A 19,113-nucleotide genomic window follows, 5' to 3' on the forward strand; every position below is an offset into this window, starting at 1 on the left:
CACGCCTTCGCAGGTCGTGACGGCCGCGGCCGAGGATCGCGTGCTCGGCGGCTATGCGCAACGCCGCTACGACGATGCGAAGCTGTTTGTCGGCGAGCGGGTGCGATTTTCCCCGCAGGCGTCGGTCGAAGCGTCGCTGGCGACGACCTTGCAGGCGGCCTTTCGCGAGCCCCTGGCGAAGGCGATGGGGCCGGCCGAAGGCTATATCGTGAAGCGCCATCCGCTGACCCGCGAGCGCCTCGTCGCCCTGCTGGACAGAGGAGGCAAGCTGCGCCTGGACGACCGCCTGCCGGCTGCGCGCGCGGCGAAGTTGAAGGACCTGCCTTTGATCGACGGCCGCGTCGGGACGCAGTCGTATCGCATCACCCTGTACGACGTCTGGGAACGGCAGGACGTGCAAGGGCGCGATGCCTTGTATCGATTCGATGCCGGCTTCGCGATGCAGCAGGCCAGGCAACTGGCTCGCGACCGCTTCGCGCTGGGCTGGGTCGCTCAGAACAGCGGCCTGGGCGCCGCCGGCGTGGAGCAGCTTCGGCAATTGGTGGCGGACCGTAACCGCCGCAATGCCCTGGCGCGCCTGTTGGGCAGCGGCGAGGATCCGCACTACAGCAGCCCCGAAGTCGAGCGCTTGCAGCGCAACGTCGAAGCCGCGGCCATTCGCAAGTACTACGACAGCCACAAGGCCGAATTCACGCGTACCGAAAAGGTGTCGATGCGGTCGATGCGCTTCGCCGACGAGGCCCAGGCGCGGGCCGTCGCCGCCGAGCTGAGCAAGGGCGCGCGCTTCGAGGACGTGATGCGGCGCCGCGCCGCCGGCGACGGCGTCGCGCGATGGGTCGACAGCGACAACGCCCGTCGTTCGTGGATCGCGCAGCTCGCCTTCGCGCAGCCGCCGGGACCGGCATCGCCTCCGATCCGCGAGCCCGAGGCGGGAACGGCGGCGCCGGGCTGGGTCATCGTCAAGGTGGACAAACGCGTGACCGGGTTGCACCCACCCGACAGCGAAACCGTGCGCTTCGCCGCCAGCGAGGCGATTGCGCGTCAGCGCGCCGCGTCGAACTTCGCCGGCCTGAGAGCGCGCCTTCTGGCCGAGGCGCGCATCGAGGTCAACCCGGCAGCCCTGGGCGTCCGCACCGCCCCGAAGCGGCTGGAGTCGGGGCTATGAAGTGGCCGATTGCGGTTGCCGTGTTGCTGGTCGGCGCCGCGGCGTGGTGGCTGGCTATGCCAGGCGCACCCGGCGCTCGCCCGCCTTCAGCGGAGACGTCTGCCCCCGCCGATCTGTCACGGCAGACGCCTGCAGGGGCTGGATCGGCCGCAATGGCGGAGCTCGCCCCAGGGCCCATCGTTCCGATCCCACCGCAGTCGCCACCGGCCTGGCAAACGATGGCCGAAGCGCGCGAGCACGGCGACGATCGCGCCCCACCGATCGAACGCCCGGTGGCGGAATCGCAGGCCCCCGGTGCGACCGCATGGGAACTCAGCGACCCCGTCCGTTATCGCGAATACGAGTTGCGAGGCCAGCGACGGCTACGTCAGGAGTACCTGATGGCAGCGGAACAGGAACTGCCCAAGTGGAAGGCCCTGCTGGACCGAGCGCGCGCTAGCGGCGCTCCGCCGGCCGTCATCGCCGAGGCGCAAGACAAGATCCTCCGCCTCGAAGCGCGGCAGATTGCATTGCGCAATAGCGAACCCTCGCAAACGGGCAAGGAATGACCCGGCGACGTGGTGGTCTGGCCCCTGCCGACCGAATCTCTATTTGGCCTTGACGCAGGCCCGCAGTTTGTCGCGTGCAGCGAGCCCTCCGCTCCACTCGAGGATGTAGAGCACGTTTTCGTGTTTGCGATCGAAGACTTCGAATCGATGTTGGTCGAGCATCCCATCGAGCAACGTGTCCACGTTCTCGACGGCCATTGGAGGGCGTTGTTCGGCGATCGATGCTGCAGCCCTCCCCTTCCCCGGCCATTCTGGCGGCCCCTAGGCAGTCAGCACTGGGCCCGGCCCTGGTCGCCTCGCTGGTCCCGGCGAATTTTCTGTCCGAGATCGCCCAGGCACTGCCCAAACCAAGACCCGATGAGCTTGCTCGACCGCTGCGGGACCATCGAGATTGGACCGCCCGGCTCTCGCTGCTGCGAGCACGCCCGCAATCTACGCAATTTGTGACTGTCGACACGCTTGCCGACGGTCTGGCGCGTCCTGTCGAAATGCCGCCGCACGTATCCCCTAGAGCGTCGATCAGTGGAGCGCCCCGTGCACGAGCCCGAAAACGAAACCGAGCAGGACGTCAGCGCATTGCTCGACAGTGTCAACGATATCGACGCCGACACCATCGAGTACGCCAATCTGAAACAGCTGTTCGCCGACTCTCCGCATCTGCGAAGTCAGTTGCGCAGGGCCATGGCCGAGGGTGGGCTGACCTCGATCGTCCTGTTGCCGGAGACATCGGCATTAGGCGGACTTTATACCTATACGAACGGGGTGATATCGCTAAGTCGCGAGGCCCTGTCGAAGTCTCCTGCCGAGGGCGGCACCGCAGCGGCTTGGATCGTGGGCCATGAACTCGAACATTGCCTCAGGTCCGCCGAGCTTCATGCGCGTGTCGGCCGCGATATCGAAATCGCAAACATATTTGCGACAGACAGTACTTACGACTACACCGACGTGGTCGGGTTCTATGTGCAAGCAATGCGCGAGGACGAAGCGTATTCGGAGATCGCGGGCTGGAATGCGCATTTGGACGTCCTCAAGAAGAACGGCGGCAAGGACGTGCCCGACGCCAACGACATCGTTGTGTCGGTTCCAGGTCGGAAAGACCTTTACTTCCAGTCCAGTGCCGGTAGCCTGGGTTACGATTTCAAGCCGGAGATCCAGGCGGTTCTGAACTCCGACCGGAGCATGCCGGCCAGCACCGAAGCCATCGCCAGGATATCGGAGTGCTACTTCGACGCTCCGCCGGAGCGCTCGCGCCTGGGCCCGTCGGGTAACTGCGACTATCGGCACTACTACGCGGCCATGGCGATCGCGGAAATCCATCAAACCGCCTCCTCGCAAATCCAGGTGCGGCTGTCTGCGCTCCATCTCGATACCGCGACCCTTTGGGCCAGCGGGGTAGATCTCAGCCCCACCGGCATTCCGATCTTCAGCGATGCATCCGTGCCGGCGCCGGCGACCGACCCGGTAGAAACCGCAACGCTGCCCGCTCCTGGCCAACCCGAGCCCAGGCCATTGTTTTACGACCCCTTATCGCTGGGCATGTCCGAGCAGCGTTTGGGCGACGAATATGCCACCAGCAGCGATGCTGTCGACCTCAGTGGCAGCTCACTGCTCGAGACGAGGATGTCTGCCAAGTGGATTCCGGATGGTCAAGCGCCGGTCCCGTTCAGCACGCCTCCCGGATCTCCGCCGCTGCCGCCCGTGCCGCAATCGCCCGAACTCTTGGATCTTTGGATCGCCTCGCTGCTCAGCGACGAAGTTGGGCCGAGTACCGGCAGCGCGCTCGGCAAACGCGAGTTCGACGACGAATCGCCTGGGCCAAGCCAGGGCAGTCCGAAAATTCCGCGCATCGACCGAGAATTCAACCTGACGCAGCCACCCGACCCGCCACAAACATCTTCCAGTACCCCGCAATCGCAGCATTCGCTGTACCTGCAAGCCTTGCACGCGCTGCAAACTCACTCCGACCCGGAGCTTCGCGGCCGTGCGCCGGAAACCTTGCAGCGCCTCGCCGCCGGGCTGGCATATGAGGCGCAGAAGTCCGATCTGGGACGCATCGATCATGTCGTCGCGTCCGAGCACAACGAGTATCTGTTCGCTATCCGGGGCGGCATACCGAACGATCCCGCTAATCAGTACGTGCAGGTCGATCAACGTGTCGCCAGCGCCATGCCGCTGGAACGATCGCTGGCGGAACTGGCCGCGATCACACCACCCGACGCGGCGCATGCCATGGGCGCAACATTGCAAACGCCGCACGAACGCCATCTGCCCCCGCATTGATCGTCCGATTCACACACGCTTCCGTCACGGACAGAGCGGGCTCGACACGGAAACGCCCAGCCATGGCCGAGCGTTTCCGCGCGTTGCATCGATCGAACTTCTACTTCTTGCTCTGCGCCTTATGAGCCTTGAGCGCCTCCGTCAGACCAGGCACGCCGTCGGCACCGTGCGGTACGGACAAGCCTTGCAGGTCCTGACCGATAGGCTCGACCCATGCGCCCAGGCACTTGCCGAGAAACCCTTCGGTCAACGCATCGCGAACGAGTCCGGTGCCCGTCTTTCGATCATCCGCCGGGCCGGGCCGTCATCGGGCGGTGCAAGCCTCAGGCATGCACCGCCCCTGCCCTCACCAGCGAATCCGCACGCCCAGGTTAGCCTGACGCTGCTTGACGTCGCTGCCCTCCAGGCTTTCTCCGTAGGACAGCACGCCGAACAGGCTGACCGATTCGTTCAACTCGGCTTCCACGCCGACGTCGACGGTCGCCATCAGGCCCAGTTCGTGGTTCGGGAACGCCTGCGGCTGCGTGCCGGAGCCGATCGGCACCACCAGCAAGGCATCGTCCTTCTCGCCCAAGGTGTCCTGCAGGCCGAGCGTCGCCCACGGGCGGATGCGTGCGCCGCCGGCCGTCTCGAAACGCTTCTCGGCACGCACCGCGGCGCGCACCGTGCCCAGCAGGTCGTCGTCCATCACCAGTTGCTTGCCGCTCGCATCGCGCTGGTCCTGCCACTGCATCGCACTGGCGCTGAGCTGCAACTGCGGCTCGACGGTCCAACCGTTGCTCAGTGAGAAGCGATGGCCGAACTGTGCGCTTGCGGTCACGCTGCTGCCGCCGATGTCTTGGTTGAAACCGTCGGCCACCGCGACGCGGGCCTCCGGCCGTTGCCCGACCAGGGTCATGTCCAGATACGTCCCGCCTTGCCAGCTGACGCTGCCGTACATGCCGACCATCGGCGTATCCACGCGCACATGGGCCTGGCCGATGCCCTGCAGATCGGTCGAATTGGCGCCGTCGGCCCAGTAGTTGCCGTGTTGGTAGCCCAGGAACACGCCACCGCGGAAGCTGCGCGTCTCGCGGTCCTGCAACAGCACGTCTATGCCAACGTACAGGCCGAGCGTGTCGCCGCTGAAAGCGAAGCCCGGGTTGGCGCCCATTTCCAGCTCGCTGCCGCTCGCCGCCACCCAGAAGCCATGGCAGTCGCCGCGCAACGACGTATAAGCGCGCCGTGCGCCCTCCTCCTCCGCGCCGCAACGTGGCGTGTCGCCGCGTACGCCGCTCATGCGTTCGAACAATAGCCGGTTGCTGCTCTGGATATCGGCCAGGCCGATGTCCGGCAGCACGGCGTAGCCGCCGATTTCTGGCAGGATGTCGCTGGCTTCGGTGTTCAGATACCAGCCGTCGCCCTGGCGGTCGAACGTCCACGGGAACACGCTGCCGTTCAAGCGCACCACGCCGTCGCTCGCGCCGGCCGCGGTGAAGCTGCCCGCGGTCGCCGCGTTGTCGTTCGGGGCCGAGATCACCCGGATCGACGCCGGCTGCTGCGGGGTTTCGCTACCGTCGCCGAGGAAGGTCACCGCGGTGGTGCCGGCGACGTCGCCGCCGATGTCCAGACCGCCCGAGGTCTGGTTGCCCGGCGATACCGTCAGTGCCAGCGCGCCGCCACCGGTGTAGTTGCCGCTGATGCCGAAGCGGGCGCCGCCGACCGTGATCACACCCGAATTGGCCACGCTGCCGGTCAGGTTGGCGCCGCTCATTGCAATCAATTCCGAGGTGCCGTCGATCGACAGCAAACCGCCGGCCAGGTTCAGCGGTGCGTTCAAGGTCAGGTGGGTGCCGGTGAGCAGGTCGACGCGCTCCCAGTTGGACAGCGCGCCTACGTCGCTCTGGTCCAGGGTCATGCCGTGGAAGTTCACCCGATCCTCGCCGCCGGCGCCGCCGTCGAAGCGGGTCAGCCCGCTGAGCTCGCCGCCGCGGAAATCGGCGCTGTCGTTGCCGGCGCCGAATTCGAAGTTGCCGATCACCGTGCCCGACGATGCGAAGCTGTCGTTGCCGGCGGTGCCGCTGTAGAGGCCGGCGGCCTTCAGGGTCGCGCTGGCGGCCACTGTAGTGTTCTGCGCGGACACGCTGCCGGCGGCGGTGACTTCGAGCAGGCCGCCGATCACCTCGACGTCGATGAATGCCGACGGCCCGTTGATCTGCAGCGCACCGGCGCCGGACTTGGCCAGCGATTCGAAGCCGAGCATGCTGCCGAGCGGCACGTTGAAGCCGGCGCCGATATTGGCCTCGAGCGTGTCGTTGCCCAGACCGCCTTCGACCGTGCCCTGGGCTGCGGTGGTTTCGTGGACGATGAAGCGATCGTCGCCGCTGCCGAGTGCGAAGATGCCGCTGCCGGTGTCGAGCGTGCCGGCCAGGTCGAACACATCGTCGCCGTCGCCGAGGTCGCCGGAAGCGAGCAGGCTCGCGCCAGCGGCCACTTCGACGGTGTTGACGCCGGCGCTGCCGGTCAACACGGTCTGGCCTGCGGCCATGCCTTGCACGCGGCCGTCGATCGCGAGCGTGGTGCCGTCGGCCATCGCCAAGGTCGGCGTTTGCAGAGTTCCGGCCACGCTCAGAATGCCGCCGTTGAGGGCGGTGCCGCCGCTGAAGCTCTGGGTGCCGGTCAGCGTGGCTTCGCCGGCGTTGTCCTTCTGCAGGAACTCGAAATTGGTGGTACGGCTCGCATCGAAAGCGAAAGCATTGGCGTTGTCGAGCACCACCGTGTCGCCGCTGCCGTGGCTGCCACCGCTGACGGTCGCGTTGAGCACCGCCCCGTCGCCCAAGGTCAGGGTGTCTTCGCCGCCGCACAGGTCGATGCTGCCGCTGCCCGAGACGGTGCCGGACACCGTCATGCTGTCGTTGTCGGCGCCGCAGCCGAAGCTGCCGTCGACGTTCAAGGTGGCGCCGGTCGCGACCACCGTCGTCAGCGAACTGCCTGCGGTCGCCACCACGCTGCCGGCCGGACCGATGTTCAAGACGCCGTCGAGCACGCTGACCTCCTGCAGATCGGTCGCGCCCGGGCCGGTGACGTTGAGCACGCCTGTGCCGGTCTTGGTCACGCCTTCGAAGCTGGCCAGCGAGCCCAGGTTGGCGCTCAGGTTGATGTCGTAGACGCGCGTGTCCAGGCCGGCGCCGCCGTCGATGGTGCCGAGTACGGTGGTGCCGTCGTGGACGATGAAGCTGTCGTCGCCGTCGCCCAGCGCAAAGGTGCCGCCGACCATGTCGAGCGTACCGACCACATCGAGCACGTCCTCGCCCGCGCCCAAATCGCCGTCGGCCAAAGCCGAACCGTTGATGGTCACCGTGTTGATGCCGGCGCTGCCGGTGATCGCGGCGGCAATGCCCGCCCCTGCGTCCAGACTGCCGTCGACGGTCAACGTGGTGTCGTCGTTCATCGCCACCGTCGGTGTGCTCAGCGTGCCGCCGACCGCCAGTTCGCCGCCGTTGAGCGTGGTGCCGCCGCTGAAGCTCTGCGTGCCGGTCAGGGTCGCGGTGCCGACGTTGTCCTTCTGCAGGAACTCGAAGTTGACCGTATTGCCGGCGTCGAAGCTCAGCGCGCCTGCGTTGTTGAGCAGCACCGTATCGCCGGCACCGTGACCGCCGCCGTCGATGACGTTGTTGAGCAGTGCGCCGTCGTTGAGCGTGAGCGTGTCGTCGCCTGCCGCCAGGCCGATGGTGCCGCTGCCGGCGACCGTGCCGGACACGTTCATCGTGTCGGCGCCGGCCGAGCCGGTGTAACTGCCGTCGGCGTTCAAGGTGGCGCCGCTGGCGACCGTGCTGGTGACCGCACCGTCGATGCTGCCGGCAGCGCCGATGTCCAGGGTGCCGCCGTTGACGTTGACGGTGGTGAAGGCCGATGCCGCCGGGCCGTCGATGTTCAAGGTGCCGGTGTTGGTCTTGGTCAGGGTCTCGAAGTTGATCGCACCGCCGAGGGTCGCGTTGCCGGCGAGATCGGCCACGAAGGTATCGATGCCCGCGCCGCCGTCGATCGCGTTGCTCAGGCCCGACAGGTCGGCGCCATCCTGGATGGTGAAGCTGTCGTCGCCGTCGAGCAGATCGAGGGTGCCGGCGCCGGCCACCGTACCGGCCACGGTGAAGCTGTCGTTACCGGTGGTGCCGCTATAGCTGCCGTCCATTTGCAAGGTGCTGCCGGCGGCGACCGTGGTGGTCTGCGCGGCCACGCTGCCGCCCGCGGTCACGTTCAAGGTGCCCGCCGCGACGTTGACGGTGGTGAAGTCCGAACTCGCCGGGCCGTTGATGTTGAGCGTGCCGATGCCGGTCTTGCTCAGGGTCTCGAAGCCTTGCACTGCGCCGAGGTTGGCGAGGGTCGCGATGTCGGTGTTGAAGGTGTCGTTGCCGACCCCGGCCGCGACCGTGCCGATGAGGTTGGTGCCGTCGTGGATGGTCAGGGTGTCGTCGCCGGCGCCCAGGTCGAAGACGCCACCCTGCGTGTCGAGCGTACCGCTCACATCCAGGATATCGCTGCCGTCGCCCAGATCGCCGGTGGCGAGCAAGCTCGCACCGGCGGCCACGTTGACGGTGTTGGCGCCGGCGCTGCCGGTCAGCGTTGCCGTGGTGCCGCCTGCCGCCTGCAGGCTGCCGCCGACGTTCAGCGCGGTGCCGTCGGCCAAGGCCACGGTCGGCGTTTCCAGAGCGCCGGCCACGCTCAAGGTGCCGCCGTTGAGGGTGGTACCGCCGCTGAAGCTCTGCGTGCCGGTCAGGGTCGCGGTGCCGGCGTTGTCCTTCTGCAGGAATTCGAAGTTGACCGTATTGCCGGCATCGAAGCTCAGCGCACCGGCGTTGTTGAGCACCACCGTATCGCCGGTGCCGTGACCGCCGCCGTCGATGACGTTGTTGAGCAGCGCGCCGTCGTTGAGCGTGAGCGTGTCGTCGCCCGCCGCCAGGTCGATCGTGCCGCTGCCGGCGACCGTGCCGGACACGTTCATGGTGTCGGCGCCGGCCGAGCCGGTATAGGTGCCGTCGACGTTCAAGATGGCGCCGCCGGCCACCGTGGTGGTCACTGCACCGTCGATGCTGCCGGCAGCGCCGATGTCGAGGGTGCCGCCGTTGACGTTGACGGTGGTGAAGGCCGATGCCGCCGGGCCGTCGACGTTCAAGGTGCCGGTGTTGGTCTTGGTCAGGGTCTCGAAGTTGATTGCACCGCCCAAGGTCGCGCTGCCGGCGAGATCGGCGATGAAGGTGTCGGTGCCCGCGCCGCCGTCGACCGCGTTGCTCAGGCCCGACAGGTCGGCGCCGTCCTGGATGGTGAAGCTGTCGTCGCCGTCGAGCAGATCGAGGGTGCCGGCACCGGCTACCGAGCCAGCCACGATGAAGCTGTCGCTGCCGGAGGTGCCGCTATAGCTGCCGTCCACTTGCAAGGTGGTGCCGCTGGCGATCGTGGTGTTCTGCGCGACCACGGCGCCCGTCGCGGCGACGTTCAAGGTGCCGGCCAGCACGTCGACCGTGATGAAGTCCGAACTCGCCGGGCCGTTGACGTTGAGCGTGCCCACACCGGTCTTGCTCAGGGTCTCGAAGCCTTGCACCGCTCCCAGGTCGGCGCTCAGCGCGATGTTGGCGTTGACATTGTCGATGCCGACCCCGCCCGCGACCGTGCCGACGATATCGGTGCCGTCGTGGATGGTCAGGCTGTCGTCGCCGGCGCCCAGGTCGAGAATGCCCGCACCGGTGTCCAAGGTGCCGGACACGTCGAGCAGATCGCTGCCGTCGCCCAGATCGCCGCTGGCGAGCAGGCTCGCACCGGCGGCCACGTTGACGGTGTTGACGCCGGCGCTGCCGGTCAGCGTCGCGGTGGTGCCGCCTGCCGCTTGCAGGCTGCCGCCGACATTGAGCACGGTGCCGTCGGCCAAGGCCACGGTCGGCGTTTCCAGGGCGCCGGCCACGCTCAAGGTGCCGCCGTTTAGGGTGGTACCGCCGCTGAAGCTCTGCGCCCCGGTCAGGGTCGCTTCGCCGACATTGTCCTTACGCAGGAATTCGAAGTTGACCGTATCGCCGCCATCGAAACTCAGCGCGGCGGCGTTGTTCAACACCACCGTATCGCCGGCCCCATGACCGCCGCCGTCGATGACGTTGTTCAACACCGCACCGTCGTTGAGCATGAGCGTATCGTCGCCGCCCGCCAGGCCGATCGTGCCGCTGCCGCTGACCGTACCCGACACGGTGAAGCTGTCGGCCAGTGCGCCGCCGCTGTAGCTGCCGTCCACGTTCAGCGTTGCGCCGCTGGCCACGGTGGTGGTCAAGGTGTTGCCCGGCGCCGCGATCACGCTACCGGCGGCGGTCACGTTCAAGCTGCCGGCCACCACGTTGACGGTGGTGAAGTCCGAGCTCGCCGGGCCGTTGACGTTGAGCGTGCCCACACCGGTCTTGCTCAGGGTCTCGAAGCCCTGCACCGCGCCGAGGTTGGCGCTGGTCGCGATATCGGTGTTGAAGGTGTCGTTGCCGGCCCCGGCTATGACCGTGCCGATGATGTTGGTGCCATCGTGGATGGTCAGGGTGTCGTCGCCGGCGCCGAGATCGAAACTGCCGAAGCCAGTGTCGAGGGTGCCCGCAACATCGAGCAGGTCGCTGCCGTCGCCCAGGTCGCCATTCGCCAGCAGGCTGCCGCCGGCGCTCACGGTCACCGTGTTGGTACCGGTGCTGCCGGTGATCGCCACCGCCGTGCCGACGCCCGCCTGCACGCTGCCGTCGACGTTGAGTGCGGTGCCGTCGGCCAGGCTCAAGGTCGGCGTCTCCAGGGCGCCGGCCACCCGAAGGGCGCCGCCATCGACGGTGGTGCCGCCGCTGAAGCTCTGGGTTCCGACTAGAGTCGCCTCGCCGACGTTGTTCTTCTGCAGCAACTCGAAGTTGGCCGTGTTGCCGGCATCGAAGATCATCGCATTGAGGTTGTCGAGCACCACGTTGTCGCCGGTGCCGGTGCCGCCGCTGATCGCAGCGCTGAGCAGCGAGCCGTCTTTGAGGGTCAAAGTGTCGTCGCCGCCGCACAAGTCGATGGTGCCGCTGCCCGACACCGTGCCGGAGATCGTCATGCTGTCGTTGTCGGCGCCGCAACCGTAACTGCCGTCGACGTTGAGCGTCGCGCCAGTGGCCACGGTTGTGGTCAGGGTATTGCCCGGCGCCGGGACCACGCTGCCGCTCGGCGTCACGTTCAAGGTGCCGGCCGCGACGTCGATGGTGGTGAAGTCCGAACTCGCCGGGCCGTTGATGTTGAGCGTGCCGACGCCGGTCTTGCTCAGTGTCTCGAAGCCCTGCACCGCGCCGAGATCGGCGCTGGTGGCGATGTCGGTATTGAAGGTGTCGTTGCCGATGCCGGCGGAGATCGTGCCGGTGATCGTAGTGCCGTCGTGGATGGTCAGAGTGTCGTCGCCGGCACCGAGCGCGAAGGTGCCGCCGCCGGTGTCGAGGGTGCCGGCCACGTCGACGACATCGGCGCCGTCGCCCAGGTCGCCGCTCGCCAGCAAGCTGGCGCCTGCTCCCACGAACACTGAATTGACTCCGGCGCTGCCGGTGATCGTCGCCGCAGTGCCGACGCCCGCCTGCACACTGCCGTCGACGCTCAGGGCGGTGTCGTCGGCCAAGGCGATGGTCGGCGTGGTCAGGCTGCCGTCGACGTCGAGCACGCCGCCGGCGATGGTGGTGCCGGCGCTGAAGCTCTGGCTGCCGGTCATCGTGGCGATACCGGTGTTCTGCTTGAGCAGGCTTTCGAAACCGGCGGTGGTGGCGCCGTCGAAGCTCAGGGGCGAAGCATTGTCGAGCACCAATTGGTCGTTGGCGCCGCTGCCGCCGTCGACGCCGATGCCGCCGATCGTCGCGCCGTCGTTCAAGGTCAGCGTATCGCTGCCGGCGCCCAGACTCAGCGCGGCGGCACCGGTGTTCAAGGCGCCGGCCAAGGTCAGCGTGTCGCTGCCGTCGCCAAGGTCGCCGTTGGCGCTCAGACTCGCGCCGGCATTGACCAGGATCGTGTTGACGCCGGCGCTGCCGGTGAGCGCCGTCGGCGCCGGGCCGGCGGCCTGCACGCTGCCGTCGATGTTCAAAGTAGTTCCGTCGGCCATCGACACGGCGGAGGTGTCGAGGGTGCCGTCCACATCCACGGTGCCGCCGTCGATCGCGGTGCCGGCGCTGTAGCTTTGGCTGCCGGTGAGGGTCAGCACGCCGGTGTTCTGTTTGGTCAGGCGCTCGAAACCGGCGAAGCCGGTGCCGCCGAAGCTCAACGGCAACGCATTGTTGATCGCCAGGTTATCGGCGCTACCGGCGCCGGCGTCAATGCCCGCGCCGACGATCGCCGCACCGTCGTTCAAGGTCAGGGTGTCGTCGCCGGCGCCGAGGTTCAGCACCGCTGCGCCTGTATCGAGCGTGCCGCTCACGTTGACCGCATCGCCGCCATCGCCGAGATCGCCGTTGCCGCGCAGGATTCCACCGCTGTTGACGTTGATCGTGCTGGCGCCGACATCGCCGCTGAGCAGCGTCGGTGCGGCGCCGGCGGCTTGTACGGTGCCGTCCACGTTCAGGGTGGAAGTACCGCTCATCGCGAGCGTCGAGGTGTTGAGGATGCCGTTGACGTCCAAGGTGCCGGCACTGACGGTGGTGGCGCCGATGCTGTTGTTCGCGGTCAGCGTGGTGGTGCCCGTGCCGACCTGGGCGAAGGTACCGGGGCCGCTCATGATGGCGTTGAAGACGACCGTGTCGCTGCGGTTCATCGACAGCGTGGAGGTCGGCGAGTCGACGATCACGTTGCCGGTGCCCAGATTGCCCGACGTGCCGCCGTTACCGATCATCAGGTTGCCGTTGTTGACGACGGTGTTGCCGGTGTAGGTGTTGTTGCCGGTCAGCGCCCAGGTGCCGCTGTCGTTCTTGGCCAGCGTGGTGATGCCGGTGCCGGCGTTGCCGATGATGCCGGCCAGGGTGTTGTTGCCGGTGTTGGTGCCGCCGAGCGCGATGGTGCGCGCCACGTTGGGATTCGCCAGCCCGATCGTGCCGGTGTTGGTGAAATCGACTGCGCCGGTGCCCGACGACTCGATGAAGGTCACGCCCGACGCCAGGGTAAACAGGCGGTCGGTGCTGTCGCCCGCGCCGGTGTAGCGCAAGGTGGAGCCGTTGCCGATCACCAGGTTCGACGCCGCACTCGAGGAAGCACCGATGCCGCTGGCCGCACCGCCGTTGGCCAGTTGGCTGACGCCGAGCACACCGCCGCTGATGGTGGTGACGCCGGTATAACTGCTGTTGTTGTTGGTCAGGATCCAGGTGCCGGTGCCGGTCTTGGTCAGCGAGCTGACGCCGGTGCCGTTGTTGTCCAGTTGCGCCGCCAGCGTGTTGTCGCCGGTGTTGGTGCCGGAGAGCGTGAAGGTGCGCGCTGTATTGGTGCCCGACAACGCGATGGCGCCGGTGTTGGTCAGGTTCAACGCACCCGTGCCCGAGGCATCCAGCGTGCCGCCGCCGACACCTACCGTGAACAACCGATCGCTGCTTTGGCTCGGACCGGTGTAACTCAACGCGGCGCCGCCGCCGATGACGAGATTGCCGGCGGCGGCGCTGCTGGCGCCGATCGCACTGTTGCTGCCGCCGTTGGCCAGGCAGTCGACCGACAAGACCCCGCCATTGATGGTCGTAGTGCCGGTATAGGTGCTGTTGCAGCCGGAAAGACGCTGGTACTGCGCGCCGTTCTTGACCAGGTTACCGGTGCCGCTGATGTTGCCGGCGTAGACGACGCCACTGGTGATGTTGCCGTTGCCCGTGCCGATCGTCAGTGTCTGTGCGCCCAGGTTGATGTTGCCGCCGGTGGTGCCGCCGCCGGCGATCCAGGCGAACGCAGCGTTGAAGCCATTGAGATCCAGCGTGGCGCCGGCGGTGTTGTTCATGTCGAGTTGGCCGGTGCCGAAGGCCGTGGCCGAACCGGCGCGCAGAATGCCGCCGGTGACATGGGTGCCGCCCGAATAGGTGTTGTTGCCGGACAGCACCAGCGTGCCGGGACCGTCCTTACGCACGCCTGCTCCGCCCAAGACCGTTCCGCTGAACCCCAGGGTGGTGGCCGCATTAGTCACCTCGATAGCGGCTACACCGCTCTGCGAGGTGAATCCGCGGTCGATGCTGACGCTGCCGCCGGTATATCTGAGGATGCCGGTATTGAACAGCAGATTGGACGACGCGCTGGAGGATGCGCCAATACCGCTGGCGAGGCTGCCGTTGGCCAGGCAGTCCACGGTGATGATGCCGCCGTTGATGTTGGTGACGCCGGTGTACGTATTGTTGCAACCGGACATGATCTGGCTGACGGAGAATCCACCGCCCCGAGTGAAGCCGCCGCTGCCACTGATGACCCCGCTGAACGTTCCGTTGGCGGTGGTGGATGTCAGCGTGGCCGAGCCCAGGGTCACGTTGCCGCTGCCAAGGAGCGCCCCGATCGAGGTGTTGAACCCGTTGAGATCCGCCGTGGCGCCGCTCGCCACGCTCAGATTGTTGTTGATGTGGCCGAAGGCCTGGGTCGACCCCGCCCGCAGGGTGCCGGCATTGACCGCGGTACCGCCCGTATAAGTATTGGTGCCGGACAACACCAGGGAGCCTGGACCTTCCTTACGCAAACCGTCGTCGCCCACCGCCGTGCCGCTCACGGTCAGGGTGGTCGCGGCATTACTGACGTTGATGCCGCCGCTGCCGCCGCCCGCGGCGAGGTTACCGACAGTGAAGCCGCGGTCGGTGCTGGTCGTCCCTCCGGTGTACTGGAGCGTGCCGCTGTTGAGGACGAGATTGCCCGAGGCGTTGCTGGAAGCGCCGATGCTGCTGACCAGCCCGCCGTTGGCCAACGTGGTGACCGACAAGGTGCCGCCGTCGACGCGGGTGATGCCGGTGTAATCGTTGCCGGCGTTGCTGAGGGTCAAGGTGCCGGGACCGGTCTTGGTGAAGTTGGCGCCGTCGGCGCTGGTGACTTGGCCACTGAAGCTCAGGTTGGCCGCGGCATTGGTAACTTCGATGCCGCCGCCCAGGATCGCGCCGGACTTGGCGAGAGTGAAGCCGCGGTCGCTGCTCGTCGTGCCGCCGGTATAACGCAGCGTGCTGCCTTCCAATACCAGGTTGGACGAGGCCGCGGACGAAGCGCCGATGCTGCTCGCAGCACCGCCATTAGCGATGCTGTTGACCGAGAGTATCCCCTGCGACACGCTGGTGCCGCCTGTGTAGTTGTTGCTGGCATTGCTGAGCGTGACCAGCCCGGTGCCGGCCTTGGTGAAGCCGATGCTGCCGCCGTTGTCGACGATCTGCGAGGCGATGGTGAAGTTGCCGGTGCCGTTCTGCTGGATGCCGAGCGTGCCGCCGCCGGCCATGCCGGTAAGCGAGCCGCCGGTGATCGTCTGGTTATTGGCGCCGACCGACGGCGCGACGATGATGGTTCCATCGATGCCCAGCGTCTGGCCGGCGGCTACGGTAACGGTGGTGGTCGCGTCGGGGGTGGTGAATTGCAAGCCCCCGAGCTGAGTATTGCTGCCGACCGTGCCGAAGAAGCTGTCGGCATCGGCATCGCTGTCGGAAATGAATTCGCCGGTCAACCAGGTCGATGCGTCGTCCTTGTCGGTGTAATCGGCATCGGTAAAAGCGAGGATGTTGCCGCCGACCACCTTGGCGTAGTCGGTGCCGTTGACCGTGGCCCAACCGCCCAGGAGGGTGTTGGTGGTGGTGATGTTGCCGCTGCCGGGTAAATTGAAGTTGATCAGTCCGCCGGTGCGGGTGATGGCGCCGAGGTTGACGGTCATACTGCCGCCGGCGCCGGAGGTCGCACCGATGGTGTTGTTGCCGGCGACGACGTTCAAACCGTTGAAGGTCTGGGTATTGGCCTCGCCGGCGGCGCCGACCGCATTGAGCGTGCCGCCGCCCATGGTCAGGGTCGAGGCGCTGGAGATGATGTTGCTGGCGGGCCCGCCTGCCCCGGCGAAGTCCAGCCGCAGCGTGCCGCCGTTGACCGTAGTCGTGCCGGTGTAGGTGTTGGTTCCGGTCAGAGTCTGGGTGCTGGCGCCCTCCTTGGTGAGGCCGCCGCTGCCGGTGATGTTGCCGGCATAGCTGGTGTTGGTCGCTGCAAGCGCATTGAGGATCAGCGTGCCCGACCCCAGGTCGACGATGCCGCCGGTACCTGCCAACGAGGGCAGCGTGAAGTTGAGATCGTTGAGGTCCAGCGTGCCGCCGTTGACCACGGCGCCGTTGGTAGCGCCGAAGGCCGTCGTGCTGCCTGCGCGCAAGATACCGCCGTTGACGGTGGTGTTGCCGGTGTAGGTGTTGATGCCGTTGACCACCCAGGTGGAGGCGCCGCTCTTGGCCAGGCCGCCGGCACCGGAAATGACGCCCGAGAAGAGGTTGTCGGCACCGACGAAGCTGCCGCCCAGCGTGCCGGTGTTGGTGAGCCCCAGGGTACCGCTGAGCGACAACGCACCGGTGCCGTCGCTGTTGATCGTGCCGTTGTTGAGCCCCCAAGCACGGTTGCTGCTGGCACCGGCACCGGTATAGCTCAGCACGCCATTGGTGATGCCGACAGCACCGCTCGTGCCAAGCGAACTGGCGACGCCGGTATTGGCCAGCGTGCTCGCCGAAACCGTCACATTGCTGATGTTGGTGGTGGTGGCGGTGTAGGTATTGGCCCCGCCCAGCGTGATCGTGCGGTTCGTACCTCCGCCATTCAAAGTGAAAACAGGTTGGCCGCCGCTGATGACGCCCGACAACACCAGGTCCGCGCTTTGCGCGCTGAAGAAGGTGCCGCGCGCCGAGAAGGTTCCGTTCTGGTACTGGCCGAAGATGTTGCCGGTCAGCGTGAGGGTGCCGGTGCCCGAGTTGGTGATGCCGCTACTGCCAAAAAAACGTGAGAACACCTGCCAATTACGATCGGAGCTGGAGCCGCTGCCGGTATAGACCGCGTTAATGCCGGAGTCCGAAGGATTCAGAACGATCGTGCCATTGGCCATGGTCGTCGGCGCACCCAGGGCACTGGCCCCACCTCCTACATTCGCGATGGAACTGAAGGAAAAAGTGGCATTGACGCCGACAACCGTTTGCCCGGTGTAGTCATTGGCATTATTGGTCAACGCAATACCGTTCCCCACGTTGAGCCCGCCGGCACCCGTGTAGCGCACCGCGCCGACGCCGGCGTTGCGAATGGCGATCGAGCCACTGGTGAGCGTCACCACGCGGCTGGCGCTCAGCGCGGCGACGGAGCTCAACGCCGAACCGTTGGCCATCACGATGCCGTTGCCGGCATTGCCGAGCGAGGCATCGCCGTTGACCGTCAAGGTGCCGGCGTTGACGTTGATGGTTCCGCTGAAGGTATTGACGCCGGTGAGCGACAGCCCGCCGGTACCGGCCTTGGTCAGGCCCGCGCTGCCGGCGACGACCGAGCTGATCGAGGCATTGACGCCGGCATTGGTGGTGATGGTGGGTGTGACCCCGCCCAGGGTCAGGGTATTGCCGGTGATCGTGTAACCATCGGTCTCGAAGGTTAGGTTGTGCACGCTGATCGGCACACCCAAGGTCACCGCGCCGGCGGTGCCGCCGAAGAAGGCGTCGTCCAGCGCGGCATTGTTCCAGGCGCTGTAAGGCCCGCTCACGCCATCGCCATTGGGGCTCCAGAACGGACTGGTGGTGTTCCAGATACCGGTGCCGCCGCGCCCCACCGCGGTGCCGTTGACGTCCCAGAACCGATTCGCGGCTTGCGCCGGCGCATACAGCGACAGCAACGCCGCGAACACGGCCAACTGCAAGGGCCAACTCCGTACGGGCGGCGAGCCTCCGACCTGATCGCGGTCCAGCATCAACACCTGCGCACGCCCGCGCTTGTCGAGCCCTCCCCCGCTCTTGCCACGGCTCGTGGCGAGTTCCGAAACGACCACCCACGCGTTCAGCGCCTGCGACCAGAGGATGCGGAAGATGCGGTTCATGTTGTTCTCCGAGTGACTCGCGAACGCGTGACGGACGAGGCGCCGTCGGCTACGTCGGTGACCGTCTTTCAGATACGGCTAAGTCGATGGCTGGATGAAGCAGGCACGGCTGCGTGCAGCAAGTCGGCGAAGTGCGGCCAAGTACGGCCAAGTGCGACTGGGTATGACCAGATACGTCGATGCGCTGGAGGAAGCCTTCGCGAAACGGACGAGACAGCGGCTTGAGATCGGGGTAAGCGGCACAGACAGGCACGATGCACGGCATCGTAACGGCGCGAGCCTCCCCTGCCAGGCCAAGCGCTATCGACGGATGTCAGCGAGATATCTACACCCGAAAATAGCGAAGTCGCAAGCGGATTCGGCGTGTCGCGCCGCACTTGGGACACAAGATGCGGAAAACCGCGGCGTTTCTCGGGTCGGCTTCGCACACGGCGTTGTCTGGCGGTGAGTCGGCGTTAGTTTCGGTGAGCATCGGATAGCGAAACTTCCGCGCTGGCGACTGCAGATAGTGCTGGTTCGTCCCAGACTCGCCGCAACATCGTGTATCGAACACGCGCATCACTCGCCTAACCCGATCGGGGTCGGGCTGGGATTGCGAATAGTCGGAACGTTCGCACAGATGCCCGCTATCCGTGACCGCATCCACGAAAACGAGATTCCGGTCGAGCCCGGATGCCGGCAGCCGGGCGCGAGCGCAGAGGATGGGCGGCGATCGGCGGCGATCGGGATGCGCGCCAACGACGGGCTATCGCCTACTTCCCGCCTGCCTCGTCCTCGTTGTCCAGATAAGCGGCGACGCGCATCATCACCGCGTCGAGTTCAAGCCGTGTGGCCGCGAATTCTTCGGCGATGGCACGGCCGCCAGCCTCGCCGTGGACGCCAAGCTCGATCGCGGCCAGCCCCCTGGCTGCAGCCGCCTCGCCGAGCTGCTGGCATCCGGATTTCATCTTATGCGCCAGCGATCCCACCGTGCTCCAGTCCTGGCTCGCATAGGCCGTGTCGAGGCGTTCGAGGTCCTGGCGGGTACTCGTCGCGAAGATGCCCAGCACTTGCCGAACCCGGCCGGCGTCGCCCCGGAACAGACGATTCAACGACTCGAAGTCAGAGGTTCTCACCGAAGCTTCCCCTTCACATCAACGATTCACCGCATGCAAGCCGATCGTCCC

Annotated in this window: 6 protein-coding genes; 3 read left to right on the top strand and 3 right to left on the bottom strand. The window is 66.7% G+C overall.

The window, feature by feature from the left end:
- Positions 1-40: 40 nt before the first annotated feature.
- Together ACKN61_RS12590 and ACKN61_RS12595 are read left to right on the top strand one after the other, a co-directional pair.
- Positions 41-1,165, top strand: coding sequence for a peptidyl-prolyl cis-trans isomerase (locus tag ACKN61_RS12590; RefSeq protein WP_408953728.1), 1,125 nt, complete (start codon positions 41-43; stop codon positions 1,163-1,165).
- Positions 1,166-1,317: 152 nt separating this feature from the next.
- Complete coding sequence (locus tag ACKN61_RS12595; protein ID WP_408953729.1) at positions 1,318-1,713, top strand: hypothetical protein; 396 nt, start codon at positions 1,318-1,320, stop codon at positions 1,711-1,713.
- A 39-nt stretch (positions 1,714-1,752) separates the two neighbouring features.
- Here the strand turns inward: ACKN61_RS12595 and ACKN61_RS12600 are convergent, their stop codons facing one another.
- Positions 1,753-1,911, bottom strand: a complete 159-nt coding sequence (locus ACKN61_RS12600; RefSeq protein ID WP_408953730.1) for a hypothetical protein — start codon at positions 1,909-1,911, stop codon at positions 1,753-1,755.
- A 336-nt stretch (positions 1,912-2,247) separates the two neighbouring features.
- On the opposite strand from ACKN61_RS12600, the gene ACKN61_RS12605 reads away from it, so the two are divergent.
- Positions 2,248-3,993 carry an XVIPCD domain-containing protein gene (locus ACKN61_RS12605; protein ID WP_408953731.1) on the top strand — a complete coding sequence of 582 codons (1,746 nt, stop codon included), beginning with the start codon at positions 2,248-2,250 and terminating at the stop codon, positions 3,991-3,993.
- Between the two features lie 346 nt (positions 3,994-4,339).
- Here ACKN61_RS12605 and ACKN61_RS12610 read toward each other — a convergent pair whose 3' ends face one another.
- Both ACKN61_RS12610 and ACKN61_RS12615 read right to left on the bottom strand, forming a co-directional pair.
- The gene (locus tag ACKN61_RS12610; protein WP_408953732.1) at positions 4,340-17,947 is read right to left on the bottom strand and encodes an autotransporter-associated beta strand repeat-containing protein; all 13,608 of its coding nucleotides are present in this window, start codon (positions 17,945-17,947) and stop codon (positions 4,340-4,342) included.
- 752 nt (positions 17,948-18,699) lie between these two features.
- Positions 18,700-19,038, bottom strand: coding sequence for an Hpt domain-containing protein (locus ACKN61_RS12615; protein ID WP_408949831.1), 339 nt, complete (start codon positions 19,036-19,038; stop codon positions 18,700-18,702).
- Between the last annotated feature and the right edge of the window lie 75 nt (positions 19,039-19,113).

This window comes from Lysobacter sp. Hz25 (assembly GCF_046097045.1).
Lineage (GTDB): Bacteria > Pseudomonadota > Gammaproteobacteria > Xanthomonadales > Xanthomonadaceae > Lysobacter > Lysobacter antibioticus_B.

What these genes read in the sequence shown, in the direction of transcription:
- ACKN61_RS12595 (WP_408953729.1), top strand. Translation starts at nt 1,318, where the DNA reads ATGGCGGAGCTCGCCCCAGGGCCCATCGTTCCGATCCCACCGCAGTCG.
- ACKN61_RS12600 (WP_408953730.1), bottom strand. Translation starts at nt 1,911, where the DNA reads ATGGCCGTCGAGAACGTGGACACGTTGCTCGATGGGATGCTCGACCAA.
- ACKN61_RS12610 (WP_408953732.1), bottom strand. Translation starts at nt 17,947, where the DNA reads ATGAACCGCATCTTCCGCATCCTCTGGTCGCAGGCGCTGAACGCGTGG.